Consider the following 21,752-nt stretch of genomic DNA (forward strand, 5'->3'; position numbering starts at 1 on the left):
CGCGTCCCCCGCGCACGCAGACCCGCGTGCCCGGACGGCCCGGCCCGGACGCCGTCCCGCGGACCGCGATGAGCGCGTGCGTGTGCACCTCCTGCACGGCAGGAGCGCCGCGCACCGCGCGCGTCCCGTCCGCCGCCGCGCCACCGTGGCCGCGGGTGCCCCGTGGCGCCGCACCGCACCGTCCACGCCCCTCCGCGCCGCCCTGCCCTCGCCGGGCGAGGGCACGCGCCGGGCGGGCACCCTCCGCGACAGGAAGCGACACGCAGCCATGACCTCCCCGCACACCACCCTCCGGCGCCGCTCCGCCGCGCCGCGCCGCCTCGCCGTGACCGGCGCCCTCGCCGCCGCGGCCGTCCTCACCCTCGCCGGCCCGGCCGCCGCCCATGTCACCGTCGACCCCGACCAGGCCGAGCGCGGCGGCTACAGCACCGTCACCTTCAAGGTGCCCAACGAGCGGGACGACGCCTCCACCGTCCGGCTGGAGGTCGCCTTCCCCACCGACCAGCCGCTGGCGTCGGTGATGCCGCAGCCGGTGCCCGGCTGGGACGTGCAGGTCACCCGCTCCGCACTGGACGAGCCGGTCGAGAGGCACGGACGGCAGTTCGACGAGGCCGTCACCCGCATCACCTGGACCGGCGGCGAGATCGAGCCGGGGCAGTTCCAGCAGTTCCCCGTCTCCCTCGGGCCGCTGCCCGAGAAGGCCGACCGCCTCGTCTTCAAGGCGCTGCAGACCTACGACAGCGACGAGATCGTCCGCTGGATCGAGGAGCCGAAGGAGGGCGCCGAGCCCGAGCACCCCGCCCCGGTCCTGCAGCTCACCGCTCCGGCCGAGGAGGAGGCGCACGGCGGCGGCACCGGGCCCGGCGACACGTCCGGCGCGCAGGACGGCACCGCGGAGACCGCCGGCACCGAGGCCGCGGGCCGTGACAGCACAGCGACGGGCGCCGGCGAATCCGGCGCCACCGACACCACCGCGCGCGTCCTCGGCGGCATCGGCGTCGTCGCGGGCGTGGCAGGCGTCGCCTTCGGCATCCTCGCCGGACGGCGCCGCAGCGCATGACCCTCCCGGCGGACCGCCGCGCGACCCGGCCCCCGGCCGGCCGCGCGGACCCGGGACCGGCCACGCGACCCGACCGACCCGCACGACACGACCACGTACCACCGGAAAGCCGAAGGCCCCTGATGCGCACCAGAACACGCACCGCCGCCCTCCTCACCGCCACCGCCCTCGCCCTCGCCGGCTGCGCCGGCGGGAACGGCGGGACCGACGCCGGAGACGGCGAGCAGGCCGCCGCCGTCGAGGGCGAGCAGCAGAAGGGCGGCGTCACCCTCGACCGCCCGTTCGAAAAGCCCGACCTCACCCTGACCGACACCACGGGCGAGGAGTACGACCTGCTGGAGGAGACCGCGGGACACCCGACGCTGCTCTACTTCGGCTACACCCACTGCCCCGACGTCTGCCCGCTGACGATGAGCAACATCGCCCTCGCCAAGTCCCAGCTCAGCAAGGCCGAGCAGCGGAAGCTGCGGGTCGTCTTCGTCACCTCCGACCCCGAGCGGGACACCCCCGAGCGCCTCGGGAAGTGGCTGCGGATGCACGACCCGGACTTCACCGGGCTGACCGGCGACTTCGCCACCATCCAGGCCGGCGCCCGCAGCGTCGGCGTCCACATCGAGCCGTCGTACGAGAAGAAGAACGGCGACGTCGTCTCCACCCACGGCGCCCAGGTCCTCGCCTTCTCCCCGAAGGACGACAAGGCCCACGTCGTCTACACCGAACAGAACGCCACCGCGGACGTCCTCACCGAGGAGCTCCCCGCGATCATCAAGGGAGGAACGCCGTGACCCACGCGCCCCGGCGTCGCACCGCGCTCGTCTGCTCGCTCGCCCTCGCCGGGGCCCTCGCCCTCGGGGCCTGCTCGACCGGCGGCGACGGCGCCGAGGGCGGGAAGGAACGGAAGGCGGCCTCCGCCGACCGCGCCACGGGCCCCGAACTGAGGATCAGCGGTGCCTACGTGCCGCAGCCGGTGATGCAGGACATGGCCGCGGGCTTCCTGACCGTACGCAACAGCGGCGGCCGGGACGACGCGCTCACCCGCGTCACCAGCGACCTCGCGGCCCGCGTGGAGCTGCACGAGACCACCGACCGGCAGATGCGGCAGGTCGCGTCCTTCCCCGTCCCGGCGGGCGGCGCACTCCGGCTCAGCCGGGGCGGCAACCACCTGATGCTGCTCGACCTGAAGCGCAAGCCGGTGCGCGGGGACACCGTCACACTGACGCTCCACTTCGCCCACCACAAGCCGCTGACGGTACCGGTGCCCGTCGAGGCGACCCACCACGACCCGGGAGCCGCCTCCGGCGACGGCCGGGACTCCGGGGGCGACCACCAGTCCGGCAGCCACCACCAGTGAGGTCCTGACCGTGCCGTCCACCACCGCTCCCCCGCCCCGGGCCGCCGCCCGCGGCCCGGCCCGCCCGGGCCCCGCCGGGCCCCGCGGGGCTCCCCGCACGCTGCTCACGGCGCTCGCCCTGCTGGTCGCCGCCTGCGCCTGCCTGCTCGGCACCGCACGGCCCGCCGCCGCCCACGCGACGCTCACCGGCAGCGACCCCGCGGACGGAGCGGTGGTGGACAGCGCACCGGACACCGTCACCCTCACCTTCTCCGAGCAGGTCGCCCCCGGCTCCCTCCGGGTGCTCGACCCGCAGGGCGAACGAGCCGACACCGGCGAGATCCTCGACCTGTGCAGCGGCGACACCGTCCGCTACGGCACCCCGCTCCGCACCGGCCTGCCCGACGGCACCTACACCGTCGCCTGGCAGGCGGTCTCCGCCGACAGCCACCCGGTCTCCGGCGCCTTCACCTTCTCCGTCGGAGCCCCGTCACGGACCAGCGTCGCCCTGCCGGAGCAGCCGGCGGGCGGCGGGGCCGTGGGCCTCCTCTACGACCTCGCGCGGTACGCGGCGTACGCCGGCTTCCTGCTGCTCGCCGGCGGCGCCGCCTTCCTGGTGGCCTGCTGGCCTGCCGGGGCGAGCCGCCGGGCGGTGCGCCGGCTCGTCGCCGGCGGCTGGGTCGGGCTGACCGCGGCCACCCTGGCGCTGCTGCTGCTCCGCACCCCGTACACCGGCTCCGGCGAACTCGCGGACGCACTCGACCTGGGTGGGCTCAAGGCCGAGGTCGGCACCGGGACCGGCACCGCGCTCGTCTCCCGGCTGCTGCTGCTCGCCACGGCGGCGCTCTTCGTCGCGGTGCTCCTCGGGCCGTACGCGCGGTACGCCCGGGACGCCACCGGCGGCACCGGGCGCGGGGGCAGCGCGGGCGAGGGCGCCGCGGACACCGGGGCGCACGCGCCGGAGCGCGCCCCCGCCGAGCGGCGCGACCTCCGCCTCGGTCTGGCGCTCGGCGGCTCCGTCGTGGCCACCGGCCTGGCGGCGACCTGGGCACTCTCCGAGCACGCCACCACCGGCATCCAGACGTCCGTGGCCGTCCCGGTGGACATCCTGCACCTGCTCGCCGTCGCCGCCTGGCTCGGCGGCCTCGCCACCCTGCTCACCGGGCTCCGCACCCCGCCCGGGCCGCCGCGCGCCGCCGTGCTGCGCTTCTCCACCGTGGCGCTGGGCAGCGTGGGCGTGCTGGCCGCCACCGGGCTCTACCAGTCCTGGCGCCAGGTGGGTTCCCAGGCCGCGCTGACCGGCACCGACTACGGGCGGCTGCTGCTGGTCAAGGCCGCTCTGGTCGGGGTGCTGCTGGCGCTCGGTCTGCGCTCCCGCCGCCGCACCGCCCGGCTCACCGCACCGGCCGCCCCGGACCCGGCCGCCGAGGCGGCCGGCACGGACCCGCCCGGCACGGATGCAGCCACTGGCACGGCGAACGACACGGCTGGCGCGGACGCGGCCGAATACCCGGTCGCGGCGGCCGGCACGCCCGGCACGGACCCGGCCGGTGGCCCGGCCGGTCCCGAGGCGGCCGGCACGGCGAAGCCCACACGCACGGCCGCCGGCCGGCCGGCTACGCCACGCGTCACGCCCGGCGAGGCGGCACCGGAGGCGGACACCGCGCGGGCCGGTGCCACGGAGGCTGCGCATCCCACGGGAGCCGCGCCGACCGCCCCCGCCGGGCGCACCGGGCGCACCGCGAGCGCTTCGTCCGGGAGCCACGCCGGGCCCGCGGACCCGGCCGGCGACGACCGTGGCCCTGACGTGCCCGCGCCCACCGGGCCGGCCGGCCCCCGGGACCCCGGTGCCCCGGCGGGACCACCGGCACCCACGACCACGGACCCCGTACGCGCCGCGCAGCTCGCTCGGCAGCGCGCGGCCGTGTCCGCAGCCCGGCGGAGGCGGGAGCGGGACGCCGACCCCGCGCGCGCCGCGCTGCGCCGGTCCGTGCTGGCCGAAACCGGGATCGCCGTCGTCCTGCTCGCCGTGACGACCGCGCTCACGGGCACCCAGCCCGCCCGCACCGCTGAGGCCGCCGCCCCGGTGACCGCGCCCTCCACGGCGGCCCCCGACCGCCCCCTCGACCTGCGGATCCCCTTCGACACCGGCGGCCCGGACGGCGCGGGCACCGCGGCCGTCTCCCTCGACCCGGGCCGTACGGGCCGCAACACCCTCCGCGTCCGGACCACCGGCCCGGACGGCGGCCCGCTCGACGCCCCCGAGGTGAAGGTCGCCTTCACCCTGCCCGGCAAGGACATCGGCCCACTCCGCGTCGCCCCCGAACGCACCTCCGCCGGCCGCTGGCGCGCCCCGGACGTGCAGCTCCCGGTGGCCGGGGAGTGGGAGCTGGCGCTCACCGTCCGCACCTCCGCCATCGACCAGGTGACCGAGACCCGCCCCGTCACGATCGGCTGACCCCGCCCCGCACCAGCCCTCACCCGAGCGCAACGACCACAGCCCGCCCCCACCCGACCACACAGCCCGCTCCCACCCGACCACCCCAGAAACCCAGCGCACCACCCACCGAGCCACCGCCCCGAGGACCAGGATCAGAACCACCATGAACGACCAGGACATCACCCTCTCCCGGCGCCGTCTGCTCGGCTCGGTCGGCGCGGCGGGCGCCACCGGCCTCGCCCTGGGCGGCGCCACCGGCGCCCTCGCCCACTCCGCGGCGCAGGAGGAGGCGCCGACCGCGCTGCGCAGCGTCGGCGCCACCGCCGTGCCGTTCCACGGCCGCCACCAGGCCGGCATCACCACTCCCCTCCAGGCCCACGCCCACCTGGCCGCCTTCGACCTGGCCCCCGGCGCCGGCCGCAAGGAGGCGGCCGCCCTGCTCCGTCGCTGGTCACGCACCGCCGGGGAGCTCATGGAGGGCCGGCCGGCGGAGGACGACACCGCGGTCGGCCGGGACGCCGGCCCCTGCTCGCTCACCGTCACCTTCGGCTTCGGCCGCGGCTTCTTCGGCCGTACGGGCCTGCGGGACCGGATGCCGGAGGCGCTGGCGCCGCTCCCCCGCTTCACCGCCGACGCGCTGGACCCGGACCGCTCGGACGGCGACCTGTGGATCCAGATCGGGGCCGACGACGGTCTCGTCGCCTTCCAGGCCCTGCGCGCCCTTCAGCAGCAGGCCGGCGACGCCGCCCGGCTGCGCTGGCAGATGACCGGCTTCAACCGCACCCCCGGTGCCACCGCCCAGCCCATGTCCCAGCGGAACCTCATGGGCCAGGTGGACGGCACCAACAACCCGAAGCCCTCCGAGCCGGACTTCGACGAGCGGATCTTCGTGCCCGGGGACGGCTCCCCCGCCTGGATGGCGCACGGTTCCTACGCCGTGGTGCGCCGCATCCGCATGCTGCTGGACCCCTGGGAGCGGCTGCCCCGCGGCCAGCAGGAGAAGGTCATCGGACGGCGCAAGGGAGACGGCGCGCCGCTGACCGGCGGTACCGAGACCACCCCGGTCGACCTGGAGAAGCGCGGGAAGGACGGCACCGTGGTGATCCCCGCGAACGCCCATGTGCGGGTGAGCGCCCCGGAGACCAACGGGGGCGCCGCGATGCTGCGCCGCTCCTTCTCGTACCACGACGGCTTCCGGGAGGACGGTGCACCCGACGCCGGGTTGCTCTTCGTCGCCTGGCAGGCCGACCCGCTGCGGGGCTTCGTACCGGTGCAGCGGAAGCTGGACAGCGGGGACGCGCTCTCGGCCTTCATCCGGCACGAGGCGAGCGCGCTCTTCGCGGTCCCCGGGGGCCCGGGTGCCGGCGAGTACGTGGGGGAACGTCTGCTCGACGGCTGAGCGGCGGCCGCACCATCCCCGCCGGCGCGGCTAATGTGGCTGCATGTCACCCGCGAGCCGCTACACCTACCTCGGTCCCGAGGGGACCTTCACCGAGGCCGCCCTGCGCACCCTGCCCGAGGCCGCCACCCGTGAGCTGGTGCCGATGGTCTCGGTGCCCGCCGCGCTGGACGCCGTACGGGCCGGGGAGGCGGCGGCCGCGTTCGTGCCGATCGAGAACTCGGTGGAGGGCGGGGTCACCGCCACCCTGGACGAGCTGGCGAGCGGCGCGCCGCTGATGATCTACCGCGAGGTGCTGCTGCCGATCGCGTTCGCGCTGCTGGCCCGGCCGGGAACCCGGCTGGACGGGGTGAAGACCGTGACCGGGCATCCGGTGGCCCAGCCGCAGGTGCGGAACTGGCTGGCGGCGCAGTTGCCCGACGCCCAGTGGGAGTCGGCCGCCTCCAACGCGGACGGCGCGCGGCTGGTGCAGGAGGGGCGGTACGACGCGGCGTTCGCCGGGGAGTTCGCGGCGGCGACGTACGGGCTGGAGCCGCTGGTCACCGACATCCACGACGCGGAGAACGCGGCGACGCGGTTCGTGCTGGTGGGCCGCCCGGCGCGGCCGGCCGCCCCCACGGGCGCGGACAAGACCTCGGTGGTGATGTGGCTGCGCGAGGACCACCCGGGTGCGCTGCTGGAGCTGCTCCAGGAGTACGCGTCGCGGGGCGTGAACATGATGCGCATCGAGTCGCGGCCCACGGGCGAGGGCATCGGGCAGTACTGCTTCTCGGTGGACTGCGAGGGGCACATCGCGGACCGCCGGGTCGGGGACGTGCTGATGGGGCTCCAGCGGGCCTGTCAGAAGGTGCGCTTCCTGGGGTCGTATCCGCGGGCGGACGAGCGGACGCCGACGCTGCGCCCGGGGACGACGGACGCCGCGTTCGAGGCGGCGGCGGACTGGCTGACCAGGTGCCTGGACGGCCGCACCACGTAATCCACAGAGTTATCCACAGGCACCCAAGGTGCCCCCGGGTGACCTGTGCACAAGTCGACAGAGGGGGTTCACACTGTCGACAAAACGCCCTGTAGACCTCCAGGTGACACACACCTCCCGGATGGGTGTACGTCAGCAGAATTCCGGTCGACAACGCGTCGGAGTGAGCCGATCCCGCTCGAATGAGTGTGTATCCAGGCCGGGAACGGGGAATTCTTCGTCCTTCCCCCGATCCCCCGGAAGGATCTCCTCCAATTTCCACAGCCCCCCACGGCCCCCTGTGGAAAAGTTTGGGGGTGATCTTTTCCGGGCTGTGGATAACTCTGAGGGTCACCGTGCCCCCGCCCTCACCCTCCACGCCCCCTTCTCCCCGCCCTCCGCCCTTCCGCCACCCCTCCGGTCCCTCACCGCCCCGCTCGCGGCGCCCCGGCCTCCGGAAAGGCCGGGGAAAATTCCGCGACGGGTGCCGCGCCACGGATTCCCGGGATTCCGCAATCCCATGAAATAGGGCATAACCGGACGGAAGGGGTTATGCGCTCTCAGGTCGAGCCCCCGGACCGGGCACCGGTACCCTGGCCGGGTGATCGACCTTCGCCTTCTCCGTGACGACCCCGACCGTGTGCGCGCGTCGCAGCGCGCCCGTGGAGAGGACGTCGACGTCGTCGACGCCCTGCTCGCCGCCGACGAGCAGCGCCGCTCGGCCGGCGTCCGCTTCGACCAGCTCCGCTCCGAGCAGAAGCAGCTCGGCAAGCAGATCCCCAAGGCGCAGGGTGAGGAGAAGGAGGAGCTGCTGCGGAAGGCCGGCGAGCTCTCCGCCGCGGTGAAGGCCGCCGACGCCGAGCGGGACCAGGCCACCGAGGAGGCCCAGCGGCTGGCGCTCCGGCTGGGCAACCTCGTGCACCCCGAGGTGCCGGTCGGCGGCGAGGAGGACTTCACGGTCCGGGAGACGCTGGGCACACACCGGGACTTCGCCGCCGAGGGCTTCGATCCCCGGGACCACCTGGAGCTGGGCCGGATGCTCGGGGCGATCGACACCGAGCGCGGCGCGAAGGTCTCCGGCGCCCGCTTCTACTACCTGACGGGCGTCGGCGCCCTGCTGGAGCTGGCGCTGGTGAACGCCGCGCTCGCCCAGGCGACCGAGGCCGGCTTCACCCCGATGCTGACGCCCGCGCTGGTCAAGCCGCAGGCCATGGAGGGCACCGGCTTCCTCGGCCAGGCCGCGCAGGACGTCTACCACCTGGAGCAGGACGACCTCTACCTGGTCGGCACCTCCGAGGTCCCGCTGGCCGCGTACCACCTGGAGGAGATCCTCGAGGCGGACCGGCTGCCGCTGCGTTACGCGGGCTTCTCCCCGTGCTTCCGGCGGGAGGCCGGCTCGTACGGGAAGGACACCCGCGGCATCTTCCGCGTCCACCAGTTCGACAAGGTGGAGATGTTCTCCTTCGTCGCCCCGGAGGACGCGGAGGCAGAGCACGCGCGGCTGCTGGAGTGGGAGAAGCAGTGGCTCACCGCCCTGGAGCTGCCCTTCCGGGTGATCGACGTGGCCACCGGCGACCTGGGCGCCTCGGCCTCCCGCAAGTACGACTGCGAGGCGTGGATCCCCACCCAGGAGAAGTACCGCGAGCTGACCTCCACCTCGAACTGCGACACCTTCCAGGCCCGCCGGCTCGCCGTCCGGATGCGGGAGGGCAAGACGGTACGGCCGCTGGCGACGCTGAACGGCACGCTGTGCGCCGTGCCCCGGACCATCGTGGCGCTGCTGGAGAACCACCAGCAGGCGGACGGCTCGGTGCGGGTGCCCGAGGTACTGCGGCCGTATCTCGGCGGCCGCGAGGTGCTGGAGCCGGTCGCCCGGTGAGCGGGGCGACGGACGACGCGGGGCCGGACTCCGCGGGAGACGGCACGCCGGGGTTCCCCTACCGGCTGATCGCCACCGACCTCGACGGGACCCTGCTGCGCTCGGACGACTCCGTCTCCGAGCGCACCCGGGCGGCGCTCGAGGCGGCCTGCGCGCGCGGCGCCGCGCACATCGTGGTGACCGGGCGGGCGGTGCCCTGGACCCGGCCGGTGCTGGAGGACCTGGGGTACACCGGCCTCGCGGTGTGCGGGCAGGGCGCGCAGCTCTACCACGCGGGCGAGGACCGGCTGCTGACCTCGGTGACCCTGGACCGGCGGCTCGCCCAGACGGCGCTCGCCAAGATCGAGGCGGAGACCGGGCCGCTCGCCCTGGCGGCCTCCCGGGACGGGCTGGACGGCGAGGTGCTGGTCGGCCCCGGCTACGCCGAAGGCGGCAGCGAGCTGCCCTCGCTGCCGCTGGACGACCCGGCGGAGCTGTGGGCGCGACCGCTGAACAAGCTCTACCTCCAGCACCCGCGGCTGCCCGACGACGAACTGGCCCGGGTGGCCCGCGAGGTCGCGGGCGACCTGGTGAGCGTGACGCTCTCGGGTCCGCGGATCGTGGAACTGGTGCCGCTCGGCCTCAGCAAGGCCCGGGGCCTGTCGCTGGCCGCGCGCCGGCTCGGGCTGTCCTCGGAGGACGCGCTGGCCTTCGGGGACATGCCGAACGACATCCCCCTGTTCGCCTGGGCCCGGCACGGCGTGGCGATGGCGAACGCGCACCCGGAGCTGCGCGCGGTCGCCGACGAGGTGACGGCCTCGCACGACGCGGACGGCATCGCGGTGGTGCTGGAGAAGCTGCTCGCAGGGTGAGGCCGCCGGGCCGCGGCCCCGGGGCCGGAAGGCACGGCACCACCCGGGGCCGTAGCGTGGACGGGCAGAGGGGGCGGGGTACGGGCGCCTGTACGGAACGCCGCGTACCGCCCGCGCCCACCGGCGTCGGCCTACGCCGCAAGCCCCGTCGGCTCCGCCCGCGTCTTCAGCGTCAGGAAGACCACGTTCAGGTCGTCGACTTCCTCATCACCGAAAACCTCGTCCAGCGGCCAGCGGCTGAACGCCGAGTTCTGGTAGAGGTCCTTCAGATCGATCCGGCCGTTCACCACGATGTAGTCGATGATCTGTTCCAGCAGGTCCATCTGGCGCGCGGACAGGTCGTGCGAGGTCATGAAGTCCGCGAACGCCGTCTCGGCTGCCTGCCGGTCCAAGCCGCGGATGCGGCGCAGGAACAAGCCGAGGCCGCCGTCCTTCTCGCGCACATGGTCGAGGTCGTCCTGCGAGGCCACTCCTTCAGCGAGGAAAACCTCGGCCAGATCCGTCAGGTCGACAGCGGTGATCTGCTCGTTGGTATAGAGCTTGTGTACGGCGGGGAGGTCCTGGTGGGCGAGCAGGTAGGTGCGGGCCTTCTGCCGAAGCGTTCCTCGTCCGTTCCCTGAGGTACGCCCCGTAGCTCCTGCTCCGTGACGGGGCCCAGCTCGTCGTCGAACTCGGTATAGACGACCCTCCGCTTGGCCTTGTCGTCGACCAGCCGCACGAGACCGCGCAGACTGCGCCGCATGTGCTCCAGCATCGGAACGGTGACGTCCCGCCACCACTCCTCGCCGGCAACAGCCTCCAGAAGGGTGACCTGGTCACGTACGGCAGGGATATTGGTCTTGTGGACGAGGTCCTGGGCGATCTCCTGCACGCGCGTGGACAGCCGACCGTACTCCTTGTCACCCTCCAGTGCGGCGAGCTGGAGCCCATAGGTGGTGAGGTCGAACCGCTTGGCCTCCTCACCCTCGGCGGGCGAGTACGCCCACGTCCGCAGGCTTGGAGAGGAGACTGCTCGTCCCGTTGTACTCCATGTACACGAGACGCTCGTACTCCGGCGTTTCGATCACAGTAAGCGGACCCTCCACCCCTGCGTGCTCTCCTCGCTCCAGGGGCATCACCTGAAGCACCACGTTGGAACGCTCAGCGCAAGTGAGCAGGTGAGCATACTGCGCCTTCATCGTCTCGGCACCACCCATGCGGCGACGGAGCGCGGCCTCTTCGATGATGGTGGTCACGACACAGACCGGAGCACGCGTGAGTAGCGCCGCTCGCTCCATACGCGCGAGGACCAACTGCTCCACCTGCTCTTCCCCCAGGGGCGGAAAACCACACCGAAGCACTGCACGGGCATAGTCCTCTGTCTGCAGAAGCCCATCGATGAGGTGCGTACACCAAGACGCCACGCTCAGCGCCTCCTGCTCGAGCTGCACGAAGCCCTGAAAATGCTCGGGGTACCGCTCCAGGTGCAGGTACTTGCTCGCTGCGCCGATGACGCCTCCCGCGTCGAGCGCCTTCTCGGCCGCGTCGATGAACTCGTCCGTCGCCGGCTTGGCGCAGGTCTCCACCGCGCTCACGGCCGCGCCCGTGTAGTTCATGCGGCTCCCGAGGTCATTCTGCGAGAGTCCCACGCCGCCCCGCATCAGCCGCAGAACCTCGGCGAAGTACTGCCCGGCCGGGGAGGCTACCTTCTTGCCAGATGCCATCGTGCCGCCACCACCCCCTCATCTCGGCTCAACGCCCCTCAACCCGGCCCTGGCTGGGGGCACCAGCCACGTCCGTTGACATGCAACTACTACCGAACGTAGCGGCCCGTAGTGACTCTGGTCACATGAACCAGGAAAGTCAGGGGACCGACCCCGCGCTCACTGCTCTCGTCTGGCGGCGTCGGTATCCGCCCACGCCCCGCAGCGTCACCCTCTCCCGCCACCATGCGTCGCACGTACTCGCCGAGTGGAACGTGGGAAGAGCCGATGTCGCCGCGACGGAACTGGTCGTGTCCGAACTGGTGACCAACGTCGTCCAGCACGGGCGTGTGCCCGGCCGGCTCGTGGAGCTGCGGGTGACGTACGACCTGGCGAAGACCGTCACTCTCGAGGTGTCCGACGCCGGGGACTGGCGGCCGCCCCCAGCACCTGCCCGCAACCCCGGCGAGATGGCCGAGTCGGGGCGCGGGCTCGCGCTCGTGGCGGCGTTCGCTGATGCATGGGGCGTACGGGGCCGGGAGGTCGGCAAGACGGTGTGGGCCCGCCTGGTGGTGGAACAGGCGCCCTCAGGGCCTCCTCCACACTCGCATGTGTCACCGATAGTGGCCGATACCTGACTCTGTGCTTGACGTGCTGTCAGGTGTGATGCCAGTCTCGTTCTCAGCAACCACGCGAATACGGTGCATACGGCTGCACCAGGTCCTATGGCCGCCCCACGGGGCGGCCATAGTGTTGTCGAGAGGTCCCTTGTGCACCTGTGCTACATCGACGAGGCGGGGAACGGCCAGATGCTGACCCCCGCCGCCCCCGCTGCTCCGCCGGTCCTCGTCATCGGCGGCTTCACCGTGGACCGCACGCATGTGAAGTCCTTGACGTGGGATTTCCTCCAGGTGAAAAAGCAGTTCCGGCCTCAGTTGCGCCGCTTCCCGCATCTGTCCGAAGTGATCCGCACGGAGATCAAAGGCTCGGACGTACGCCGCGACCTGCGTGCGGGGAACCGCAACTCGCGCCGTGCGGCCCTGCTCCTCATCGATGCGCTACTGGGGATACTGGAGCGGTACGACGCCCGCGTGCTCGCCCGCGTATGGGTGAAGGAGGAGGGGCGGGTCGTCGACGAGACGGGCGTCTACAGCTCGTCCATCAGCGCTCTCACGGAGAACTTCCAGGAGCAGCTCGCCCACGAGCACTCACGCGGCATGCTGGTGCTCGACAGCCGTACGAAAGTGAAGAACGCGCCCAACGTCCACTGCGTGACGACGCGCAAGTACCGCAGCGGCGGGGACGGCTACCGCGGGATCATCGAGTCGCCAGTGTTCGGGCACAGCGATACGCACACGCTGCTCCAGCTGGCGGACCTCCTCGTGTCCTCGATGCTGTTCCCTCTCGCGTGTCAGGCCTACACCAGCGACCTGACGTGGAACGTGCACTGCGACGGGGCGTACGAGTCGCTGCGCCGGCGTATCGGCGAGCGGCTGCGTAAGCGGCAGTTCCGCTGGCGGGATCCGGGCGGCAAGTGGAAGGGCGGCATCGTCGTTTCCGACCGGCGCTTCGGCCGGTCCGGAAGCTGGATGCTCTCCCAGCGGGCCTCCACGAAGGCGCGGATTCCCGCACCTGCCGGACCGGCACGCCTCCCGTACCCCGAGGACGCCCCTCCCCTCCCCTGAGGGGAGCAGGCCGCCAAGGCCGAAGGGCCGAGCAGGCCGGTCTGTCCGGCAAGGCCGCCGCAGCGGGGCGGCGCTGAGGCCCGCGCCGTCCCGCTCCACAGAGCTCCGGGGGAGCCCTGCCGGGTTACTGCTCCGCGGCCAGGGTGAGGGTCCGCAGCTTGCGGCCGGCCAGCCAGGTGCCGCCCACGGTGACCACGGTCAGCAGCACCACGGACACCGGCAGGCTCACCTCGGAGGTGACCAGCCCGCCCCCGGCGATCCGCTCGGCGAGCGAGAGCGCCCACTGCTGCACGGAGAGGGTGCGGGCGCCGGGCACCACGTTGCCCACCAGCGCCTCCCAGACCAGGGCGTAGACCAGGCCGATGACCACGGCGTGCCGGCTGACGGTGCCCAGCAGCAGGAAGAGCGCGCTGTAGGCGAGGGAGGCGACGACGGCCGAGACGGCGAAGGCGACCGCGAGCTGCTGGCTGTTGCCGTTCAGCACGAAGCCCGCGATCAGCGTGGGCACCGCCGCGAAGGCCAGGGTGACGCCGAAGGCGATGAAGAGCTTGGTGAGGATGACCGTGGGCCGCCGCAGCGGCTTGGCCAGCAGATAGACGATCGAGCCGTCGTCGATCTCCGGGCCGATGGCGCCGGTGCCGGCGATGACGCCGACCAGCGGGAGCATCGCGGAGAGCGCGAAGGTGGTGAGCAGGTCGGCGGTCACCGTGTCGTCGGCGCCCACCACGGCCCGTACGGCCGCGGAGACCGCGAGCAGCAGCGCGGGCAGGGCGCAGAGCAGCAAGGCGCGGCGGCGCCCGAGGAGAGCGCGGTAGGTGAGCCGGCCGACGGTGGGGTGGTAGAGGGCGGGGCCCTGGGTGGGCGCGCCGGCCCGGGCCGCGGGCCCCGGGCCGCCGGGGCCGGGCTCGGGGCTGCGGTGGGTGCTGTCGGTCGTCGCTGACATGGTTCTTCGTTCCCCTTCAGGCCGCGACCAGGTACGAGAAGACGCTCTCCAGGGACTCGTCGGACGGCGAGACCGTGTGGAGCCGGATGCCGTGCTCCCGGGCGAGGCGCGGGAGCAGTGCGGTGAAGCGTCCGAAGTCGACGGCCTGGACGCGCAGGGCGCCCTCGGACTGGTCGAGTTCGATGCCGGCGGTGCTGGCGTCGGCGATGAGCGCGGCGGCGAGGGCGCGGTCGTCGCTGGAGCGCACGAGATAGCGGTGCGGGCGGTCCGTCATCAGGCGCCGGATCTTGCGGAAGTTGCCGCTGGCGGCGTGCCGGCCGGCGACGATCACCTCGATGTGCGAGGCGAGCTGCTCGACCTCCTCCAGGATGTGGGAGGAGAAGAGCACGGTGCGCCCGTCCTCGCCCATGGTGCGCAGGAGCTGCATCAGGTGCATGCGCTGGCGCGGGTCCATGCCGTTGAACGGTTCGTCGAGCAGCAGCACGGACGGCTCGTGGACCAGGGCGGAGGCCATCTTGACGCGCTGCCGCATGCCCTTGCTGTAGGTGCCGATGCGCCGGTCGGCGGCGTGCTCCATCTCGACGGTGGCCAGCGCCCGGCGGGTGGCGGCGCCCGGGTCGGGCAGCCCGTGCAGCTCGGCGTTGGCCAGGACGAACTCGCCGCCGGTGAGGAAGTCGTACATGCCCTCGCGTTCGGGCACCAGTCCGATCTCGCGGTAGACCCCCTCGTTCCGCCAGATCGTCGCGCCGTCGAGGGTGACGCTTCCGGTGGAGGGGGCCAGGAAGCCGCTCATCATGTGGATGAGGGTGGACTTGCCGGCGCCGTTGGGGCCGAGCAGGCCGGTGACGCCGGGGCCGATGGTCATGGTGATGTCGTTGACGGCGACGACGTTCCCGAACCAGCGGGAGGTGTGGTCGATCTGCAGAGTGCTCATGGGCGCGGCCCGTTCCTTCGGAGGCTGGCGGTGGGCGACGGGTGGACGGTCACAGCCCCGCCTTGCGGTAGCGGCGCAGGAGCAGGGCGTACGCGCCGGCGATGAGGGCGGCGGTGACGAGCAGGTAGACGGCGCCCTGGCCGGCGCTCGGCTCGACCTGCCCGGGGAAGCCGCTGGGCCCGCCGAGCAGGGCCGACTGGAAGCCGTCCATCAGGGTGCCCGGGGAGCCGAGCGCCAGCCAGGCGACGACGCCGGAGCTGTCCTGCTCGAAGGCGATCGCCTGCAGTGCGCTCATCAGCATGTACGGGAGGGTGAGCACGGCGATGACGGCGGCGACGCCGAATCCGCGCCGCGGAGTGGCGGCCGCGATCACGAGACCGATCGCCGCGTGCAGCACCGCGAAGAGCGCGGAGAAGAGGAGCCCCTTGGCGAGGCCCTCGGTCTGCTCGGTGAAGTCCAGCTTCGCCAGCAGGGCACCGACGTAGAAGATCACGACGGGGGCCGCGGTGAAGACGAAGAGGGCGGCGGAGAGCGCCGCGAACTTGGCGCTGACGTAGTCGTTGCGCTCGATGGGCCGGGAGAAGTAGAGCGGGACCGTCTTGAAGCGCAGGTCGAGCGAGACGGCCTGCGGCGCGGCGGCGGCCACGAAGATGCCGATGACCGGCTGCAGGAGGATGGCGTACTCGGTGTAGGCGACGGGGAGTTCGTCGGCCTGGGTGGTCACGGCCACCGCCACGATGATCGCCGCGGGCACGCACATCACGGCGAGCAGCAGCATCGGCAGCACCTTGGACTTCGCCGCCCGGCCGAGTCCGTACGCGCCGCGGAGCGACTGCACGAAGAGCGAGCGGCGGGCGTACGCGCGGCCGAGGCGGGGGCCGTCGTAGCCGCGGTAGCCGATGTTGTGGATGACGTCCTCGCCGTGCTGCGGGGCGAGGGTGGGTGCGCCGGCGGTGCGGCCGGTCGCTCCGGGCTCAGGCGACATCGCCGGGGCCCCCTTCCTGCGGGCGGGTTGCCGCGAGTTCGCGCTGGGCTGGGGTGGTGCGGGGCGCGGGGGCACCCGGGGCGGCGGCGTCCTGCGGGGCGGCCGTCTCCGGGGCGCCCTCGGAGAAGACCTCGGCGATGCGGTGCCGCCGCTGCTCCATGCGGACCAGGCCGAGCCCGAGCCCGGCGACGGCGTCGCGGACGGTGTCGTGCACGGCCGGGTCGGCGGCGTCGACGAGCAGCAGGTGACCGCTGCCGGGGGCGCCCACGCCGGGGCTCTCCACACCGAGGCCCGCGTCGGTCAGCGCGGTGCGCAGCGCCGCGGTGCCGTCCGGGTGGTCGTCGGTGTCGGTGACCTCGACCGCGAGCCAGGCGGTGCCCTGGGTGAAGTCGGCGGTGGCGGAGGAGCGCAGCAGCCGGCCGCCGTCCACGACCACCACGTGGTCGCAGGTGCGTTCGAGCTCGCCGAGGAGGTGGGAGGTGACCAGGACCGAGATGCCGAAGTCGGTGTGGACCCGGCGGATCAGCCCGAGCATGTCGTCCCGGCCGACGGGGTCGAGGCCGTTGGTGGGCTCGTCGAGCAGCACCAGCCGCGGGTCGTGGACGAGCGCCTGGGCGAGCTTCACGCGCTGCTTCATGCCCGTGGAGTAGCCTCCCATCGCGCGGTAGCGCTCCTCGTAGAGGCCGACGTGGCGCAGGGTGTCGGCAGTGCGCTCGCGGGCGGCCGCGGCCGGGAGGCCGGACATCCGGGCCATGTGCACGACGAACTCGGTCGCGGAGACGTCGGGCGGCAGGCAGTCGTGCTCGGGCATGTAGCCGACGCGCTCACGGATGGCGCTGCCCTCCCGGGACACGTCCATGCCGAGGACGGTGGCGCCGCCCTCGGTGGCGGGTGCCAGTCCGAGCAGGATCTTGAGGAGGGTCGACTTGCCGGCCCCGTTGGCCCCCACCAGACCGGTGACGCCCGGTGTGATGTCCACGGTCAGCCGGTCGAGTGCGGTCACCCGTGGGTACCGCTTGGTCAGGCTCTGGGTCGCGATCACAGTCACGTCCTCGACGGTAACGGCAGCGGGCCGCGGGACACGTCCCTCCTGGGGCGGGAATCCACCTCGTCCCGGGGGCGGAGGCGCCCCTAGGGGGGCTGCTTCCCAGGGAGGTCTCCGGGGAGGTTTCGGGGCAGTTCCCGGGGCAGTTCCCGGGGCAGTTCCCGGGGCAGTTCCCGGGGCAGTTCCCGGGGCGGTTCCCGGGCCGGCTCCGGCAGGTTCCGGGAGGGCCGGGGCGTCCCGCGCGGGCGGCCCCTGCTCCGGGAGGAGCGGGGGCGGCTCCACCAGGAGTTACCCCCGGTATCCACAGGGCCGGGACCGAGCCCCTTGACGTCGCCACCGACTGTTGTCACAGTCGTCGGTGTCACTGTGCGTGCACGGGGCTGCACGAAGAGGCCGTGAGAGACGCGACGCCGTGAGAGCGCGGAGAAGGGGGCGGCGGCATGAGCGAGCAGGTCACACCGGGGAGCCCGGGCCCCTTGCCGGCGGGGGCCCGGGAGCGCACCGTGCGCACCCGGGAGGGCGTCGAGCTGTGCGTCGCCGAGCTCGGTGAGACCGGCCGGCCCACGGTGGTGCTGGTGCACGGCTATCCGGACAGCAAGGAGGTCTGGTCCGAGGTCGCCGCCCGGCTGCGTGACCGCTTCCACGTGGTGCTGTACGACGTGCGGGGCTGCGGCCGGTCGACGGCGCCCCGGCCGCTGCGCGGCGGCTTCACCCTGGAGAAGCTCACCGGCGACTTCCTGACCGTGCTCGACGCGGTGAGCCCGGACCGGCCGGTGCATCTCGTCGGACACGACTGGGGCTCGGTGCAGTCCTGGGAGTTCGTCACGGTCCCGCACACCGGCGGCCGGATCGCCTCCTTCACCAGCATCTCCGGGCCCTCCCTCGACCACTTCGGGCACTGGATCCGGCGGCGGCTCGCCCGGCCGACCCCACGCGGCGTCGCCCAGCTCCTGGGCCAGGGCGCCAAGTCGTGGTACGTCTACCTGCTGCACACGCCGGTGCTGCCCGAACTGGCCTGGAAGGGGCCGCTCGGCAGGCGCTGGCCGCGGCTGCTGGAGCGGTTCGAGGGGCTGCCCGCCGACCCGTCCCCGGCGGCGTACCCCGTGGCTTCGCTGCCCACCGACGCCGCGCACGGCGCCTGGCTCTACCGGGACAACGTCCTGCCGCGGCTGCGGCGCCCACGTCCCGACTGCCGTGCGCACGTGCCGGTCCAGCTCGTCATACCCACGCGGGACGCCTTCCTCGACGCGCGGCTGTACGACGATCTGGAACGCTGGGTGCCGCGGCTCACCCGGCGCACCCTGCCCGCCCGGCACTGGGTCCCGCGCACCCGGCCCGACCAGCTCGCGGCCTGGATCGGGGAGTTCGTCCGGCGGCATGAGCCCGGGGCGCCGGAGCGGCCCGGAGCCGGGAAGCCGTGAGCCCTGCGGCGGCCCACGCGTCCACGCGCGCGCCCGCCGGCCCGTCTGTCCGCCGACCCGTCCACCCGCCCATCGACCCCGTCCGTCCGTCTGTCCATCCGTCCACCCGTCCGCCGGCGAAGGAGCGCAGAGCGATGGTGGTCTCCGCATACCGGATCGAGGACCTGGCGCACCACAGCGGCACCTCGGTGCGCACCATCCGCGCCTACCAGGACCGCGGGCTGCTGCCGAAGCCGGAGCGGCGCGGACGGGCGAACGTCTACGACGACGCCCATCTGGCGCGGCTCCGGCAGATAGCCGGACTGCTGGACCGTGGCTACACCCTGGCCTCCATCAAGGAGCTGCTGGAGGCCTGGGACGCCGGGCGGGGGCTGGGCGGCGTCCTCGGCCTGGCCGGTGAGGTGGCCGGGCCCTGGACGGACGAGGAGCCGGGACGGATCGGGCGGGCCGAGCTGCACGCGCTCTTCGGTGCGGAGGGCCAGGAGGCCGGGCAGCAGGACGGGCAGCAGGACGACGCCGTGGCGGAGGCGGTCGCGCTCGGCGTCCTGGTGCCGGCGCCCGACGCACCGGACGAGTTCGTCGTGCCCAGCCCGCAGGAGCTCGCGGTGGCCGCCGAGCTGCACGCTGCCGGCGTCCCGCTGCGCGCCCTCACCGCGCACCTGCGGGAGCTGCGGGCCCGGGTGGAGCACATCGCCGCGCGGTTCCTGGACTTCACCACCGAGCACGTCTTCATCCGCTACTTGGGGCACGCCCCGACGCAGGAGGAGGTGGCCGAGGCCACGGACCTGGTGCGGCGGCTGCGGCCGCTGGCCCAGCAGTCGGTCGACGCCGAGCTGGCCCGGGCCATGCGGCTGCTCTCCGCACGGACGTTGCGCGACCCGCTGCGCACGGCGGCCGCGGCACCCCCGGGGACGGAGGGCGCGCCGCCGGCCCGGCCGGTGCTGCTCCCGGCGGCCACCCTGGAGGCCGTCCGGGAGCTGGTGGGGGAGGAGCACGTCGCGGAGTTCGTCGCGGCGGCGGCCGAGCGGGAGGTCGCCGCCCGCACCATGGACCGGCTGGCGGGGCGCGGCGACGCGGCCGGGCCCTGACCGGTTTCCGGCGGTTCCGTGGCCGATAGGCTGCGGTCCACGCCGATCCGCAGGACGTAACGGGGAGACACCGGTGCCGATCTTTCTGGCCAGGATGGTCCGTGCCGTCCGCGCGCGGGTGCGTGGCTGGCGTGCGGCGCTCGTGGTGGCGCTGTTCGTCTTCACCACGAGCTGGCTCGCGCTGTGGCTGGCCGAGCCCGCTTCGAACGAGATCACCCGGCCGGGGAACTTCTGGTGGTGGTTCCTGGTCACCGGTTCCACGGTGGGCTACGGGGACTTCTTCCCGGAGACCGGCATGGGCCACGTGGTCGGCGCGTATGTGATCGTCGGCGGCATCGTGACCCTGACGATCCTGTTCACCGAGCTGGCGTCCCATGTCCAGGCCGTGAAGGGAAAACGTATGAAGGGCGCGGTCGACCTCGACCTCGGCGGCCACATCGTCGTCCTCGGGTACACCCCGGGCCGCACCGAGCGCATCGTGCACGAGCTGCTGGTGGAGGACGGCACCCGGGTCGTGCTCTGCGCGTGGGAGGACGTGCCGGAGCACCCCATGCCGGAGGAGGACCGGGTGCTCTTCGTGCGCGGCGACCTGACCGCCGTGGAGGTGCTCTCCCGGGCCTGTGTGGAGCGGGCCGCGACGGTGGTCATCGACGCGCGGGACGACAACGAGGCCCTGGCCCTCGCGGTGGCCGTGGACCATCTCCGTCCCGACGTGCACCTGGTGGCCGCGCTGCGCGACATGAGCCGCTGTCAGCACCTGCGGTACGTCAACCCCCGGGTGCAGTGCGTGCAGTGGCACATGCCGAACCTGCTGACCGAGGAGACGCTGGACCCGGGCATCACCGAGGTGTACGCGGAACTGATGAGCAGTGCGGGCCGGGGCAACACCTACTCGGTGCGGCTCCCGGAGTCGATGGCGGGCCGGTCGTTCGGCGCGTGCCAGACGCACTTCGGCCGGGAGTTCGGCGCCACGGTGATCGCGGTGCGGCGGGAGGACGGCATGTCGGTCTCACCCTCCTGGGACACACCGCTGGAGCCCGGCACGACCCTCTACTACCTGGCCGCCGGGCGGATCGACGGCGCGCGCCTCGCGGGACGGGGGGCGTAGCGGCACCGCCCCGCGGCCCCGGCCCGCTCCGGGGTTGCGGGGCGGGCCGGGGCCGGCGGGTTCACTCCTCCACGGAGGCCGGCCTGCCGGGGATCTCCGCGCCGTGCGGCATCCCGGCGGCGACGTAGGAGTCGTAGAGCGGCTGGAAGGGCTCGGTGTCCGCCTGGTGCGGGCCGGGGGCCTCCCGCCCGGCGAGATGCTTCTCCAGCTCGCCGAGGCAGACCGTCCAGCCGGTGGCGTTCCGGGCGGCCGTGTCACGGGCCTCCAGCACGTCGATCAGCACCAGCGTGCAGCCGCCGTCGCTCGTCGGGGCCAGCTCGAAGTGCAGTTCGTCGCCGCCCCAGGTGAAGGAGAGGGCGTGCGGCGGGTCGTAGCGCAGCACGGTCCCGGTGGTGGGCTCCATGTGCGGGTCGCCGGAGAACGCGATGGTGCCGCCCGCCCGCGGTTCCAGCGACACCGTGGACGGGAACCAGTGTGCGAGCCCCTCGGGTTCGGAGACGGCTGCCCAGACCCGTTCGACGGGGTGGGGATAGGTGCGCTCGAAGCGCACCGCAGGGCGGCCGTCGTGCTCGGTGAAGCTTCCCCGGTCCATCATTCCTCCTTGCTCGGGCCGGTCTGGTCGAGGTGGCGGCCCAGCGCGTCGAGCCGCTCGTTCCACAGCCGCCGGTACGGCGCGAGCCAGGCGTCCAGCTCCGCCATGGGGGCGGGATCTATCGCGTACACCCGGCGCTGGGCGTCCACCCGGGCCTGCACCAGGCCGGCGTCCCGCAGCACCTTGAGGTGCTTGGAGGTCGCCGGCTGGGCGGCCCCCAGCAGCTCGGCCAGCTCGCCGACCGTACGGTCCCGCCGGCGCAGCAAGTCGAGCACGGCCCGACGCCGTGGATCGGCCAGTGCCGACCAGATCGCATCCGTGGTCACACCAGCGAATATAACCCTCCAGGCATATG

Annotated in this window: 21 protein-coding genes and 1 pseudogene; 13 read left to right on the forward strand and 9 right to left on the reverse strand. The window is 73.6% G+C overall.

The features are described from left to right. Positions 1-268: 268 nt before the first annotated feature. The 8 genes from HOY81_RS03315 (at position 269) to HOY81_RS03350 (ending at position 9,914) form a co-directional block, all read left to right on the forward strand. Positions 269-1,060 (forward strand): YcnI family protein, encoded by a 792-nt coding sequence (locus HOY81_RS03315; RefSeq protein WP_237318069.1) that lies wholly within the window; start codon positions 269-271, stop codon positions 1,058-1,060. Positions 1,061-1,182: 122 nt separating this feature from the next. Then, the gene (locus HOY81_RS03320; RefSeq protein WP_237317896.1) at positions 1,183-1,845 is read left to right on the forward strand and encodes an SCO family protein; all 663 of its coding nucleotides are present in this window, start codon (positions 1,183-1,185) and stop codon (positions 1,843-1,845) included. Continuing rightward, complete coding sequence (locus HOY81_RS03325; RefSeq protein ID WP_237317898.1) at positions 1,842-2,411, forward strand: copper chaperone PCu(A)C; 570 nt, start codon at positions 1,842-1,844, stop codon at positions 2,409-2,411. The genes HOY81_RS03320 and HOY81_RS03325 overlap by 4 nt, the downstream gene beginning before the upstream one ends. Before the next feature lie 118 nt (positions 2,412-2,529). After that, entirely contained in the window at positions 2,530-4,848 is a 2,319-nt protein-coding gene (locus HOY81_RS03330) for a copper resistance protein CopC (RefSeq protein WP_237318071.1), read from the forward strand. A 145-nt stretch (positions 4,849-4,993) separates the two neighbouring features. After that, on the forward strand, positions 4,994-6,229 hold the full coding sequence (efeB, locus tag HOY81_RS03335) for an iron uptake transporter deferrochelatase/peroxidase subunit (RefSeq protein ID WP_237317900.1): 1,236 nt from the start codon (positions 4,994-4,996) through the stop codon (positions 6,227-6,229). Between the two features lie 43 nt (positions 6,230-6,272). Further along, positions 6,273-7,205: a prephenate dehydratase gene (pheA, locus tag HOY81_RS03340; RefSeq protein ID WP_237317902.1), complete on the forward strand. Its 933-nt coding sequence runs from the start codon at positions 6,273-6,275 to the stop codon at positions 7,203-7,205. A 580-nt stretch (positions 7,206-7,785) separates the two neighbouring features. Continuing rightward, on the forward strand, positions 7,786-9,063 hold the full coding sequence (serS, locus tag HOY81_RS03345; RefSeq protein ID WP_237317904.1) for a serine--tRNA ligase: 1,278 nt from the start codon (positions 7,786-7,788) through the stop codon (positions 9,061-9,063). Continuing rightward, entirely contained in the window at positions 9,060-9,914 is an 855-nt protein-coding gene (locus HOY81_RS03350) for an HAD family hydrolase (RefSeq protein WP_237317907.1), read from the forward strand. The genes serS and HOY81_RS03350 overlap by 4 nt, the downstream gene beginning before the upstream one ends. Before the next feature lie 131 nt (positions 9,915-10,045). Here the strand turns inward: HOY81_RS03350 and HOY81_RS03355 are convergent, their stop codons facing one another. The 3 genes from HOY81_RS03355 to HOY81_RS03365 form a co-directional block, all read right to left on the reverse strand. Beyond that, complete coding sequence (locus HOY81_RS03355; RefSeq protein ID WP_237318073.1) at positions 10,046-10,489, reverse strand: type I restriction-modification enzyme R subunit C-terminal domain-containing protein; 444 nt, start codon at positions 10,487-10,489, stop codon at positions 10,046-10,048. Then, complete coding sequence (locus HOY81_RS03360; RefSeq protein WP_237318101.1) at positions 10,417-10,785, reverse strand: hypothetical protein; 369 nt, start codon at positions 10,783-10,785, stop codon at positions 10,417-10,419. The genes HOY81_RS03355 and HOY81_RS03360 overlap by 73 nt, the downstream gene beginning before the upstream one ends. 88 nt (positions 10,786-10,873) lie before the next feature. After that, on the reverse strand, positions 10,874-11,617 hold the full coding sequence (locus HOY81_RS03365; protein WP_237317909.1) for a DUF5753 domain-containing protein: 744 nt from the start codon (positions 11,615-11,617) through the stop codon (positions 10,874-10,876). 125 nt (positions 11,618-11,742) lie between these two features. On the opposite strand from HOY81_RS03365, the gene HOY81_RS03370 reads away from it, so the two are divergent. Both HOY81_RS03370 and HOY81_RS03375 read left to right on the forward strand, forming a co-directional pair. Next, positions 11,743-12,234, forward strand: coding sequence for an ATP-binding protein (locus HOY81_RS03370; protein WP_237317911.1), 492 nt, complete (start codon positions 11,743-11,745; stop codon positions 12,232-12,234). Positions 12,235-12,366: 132 nt separating this feature from the next. Next, positions 12,367-13,281 carry a DUF3800 domain-containing protein gene (locus tag HOY81_RS03375; RefSeq protein ID WP_237317913.1) on the forward strand — a complete coding sequence of 305 codons (915 nt, stop codon included), beginning with the start codon at positions 12,367-12,369 and terminating at the stop codon, positions 13,279-13,281. Between the two features lie 124 nt (positions 13,282-13,405). Here HOY81_RS03375 and HOY81_RS03380 read toward each other — a convergent pair whose 3' ends face one another. The 4 genes from HOY81_RS03380 to HOY81_RS03395 are packed head-to-tail and all read right to left on the reverse strand — an operon-like array spanning position 13,406 to position 17,185. After that, a complete protein-coding gene (locus HOY81_RS03380; protein WP_237317915.1) occupies positions 13,406-14,224 on the reverse strand; it encodes an ABC transporter permease subunit in 819 nt (272 codons plus the stop codon). 16 nt (positions 14,225-14,240) lie between these two features. Further along, positions 14,241-15,158 (reverse strand): ABC transporter ATP-binding protein, encoded by a 918-nt coding sequence (locus HOY81_RS03385; RefSeq protein ID WP_237317917.1) that lies wholly within the window; start codon positions 15,156-15,158, stop codon positions 14,241-14,243. Between the two features lie 49 nt (positions 15,159-15,207). After that, complete coding sequence (locus HOY81_RS03390) at positions 15,208-16,143, reverse strand: ABC transporter permease (protein ID WP_237317919.1); 936 nt, start codon at positions 16,141-16,143, stop codon at positions 15,208-15,210. Next, entirely contained in the window at positions 16,133-17,185 is a 1,053-nt protein-coding gene (locus HOY81_RS03395; protein ID WP_237318075.1) for an ABC transporter ATP-binding protein, read from the reverse strand. Before HOY81_RS03395 ends, HOY81_RS03390 begins: the two co-directional genes overlap by 11 nt. Positions 17,186-17,628: 443 nt before the next feature. On the opposite strand from HOY81_RS03395, the pseudogene HOY81_RS03405 reads away from it, so the two are divergent. From HOY81_RS03405 to HOY81_RS03415, 3 genes and pseudogenes are all read left to right on the forward strand, one after another. Then, positions 17,629-18,558, forward strand: a pseudogene (locus HOY81_RS03405) (alpha/beta fold hydrolase); the annotation flags it as partial. Between the two features lie 185 nt (positions 18,559-18,743). Further along, positions 18,744-19,697, forward strand: a complete 954-nt coding sequence (locus HOY81_RS03410; protein WP_237317921.1) for a MerR family transcriptional regulator — start codon at positions 18,744-18,746, stop codon at positions 19,695-19,697. A gap of 73 nt (positions 19,698-19,770) precedes the next feature. After that, positions 19,771-20,805: an ion channel gene (locus HOY81_RS03415; RefSeq protein ID WP_237317923.1), complete on the forward strand. Its 1,035-nt coding sequence runs from the start codon at positions 19,771-19,773 to the stop codon at positions 20,803-20,805. A 61-nt stretch (positions 20,806-20,866) separates the two neighbouring features. On the opposite strand, the gene HOY81_RS03420 is transcribed toward HOY81_RS03415, so the two are convergent. Together HOY81_RS03420 and HOY81_RS03425 are read right to left on the reverse strand one after the other, a co-directional pair. Then, on the reverse strand, positions 20,867-21,397 hold the full coding sequence (locus HOY81_RS03420; RefSeq protein ID WP_237317925.1) for an SRPBCC family protein: 531 nt from the start codon (positions 21,395-21,397) through the stop codon (positions 20,867-20,869). Next, positions 21,397-21,723 (reverse strand): helix-turn-helix transcriptional regulator, encoded by a 327-nt coding sequence (locus HOY81_RS03425; protein WP_237317927.1) that lies wholly within the window; start codon positions 21,721-21,723, stop codon positions 21,397-21,399. Before HOY81_RS03425 ends, HOY81_RS03420 begins: the two co-directional genes overlap by 1 nt. Positions 21,724-21,752 lie beyond the last annotated feature (29 nt).

Origin of the sequence: Streptomyces sp. JJ36 (assembly GCF_021696945.1) — a bacterium.
Classification (GTDB): Bacteria; Actinomycetota; Actinomycetes; order Streptomycetales; family Streptomycetaceae; genus Streptomyces.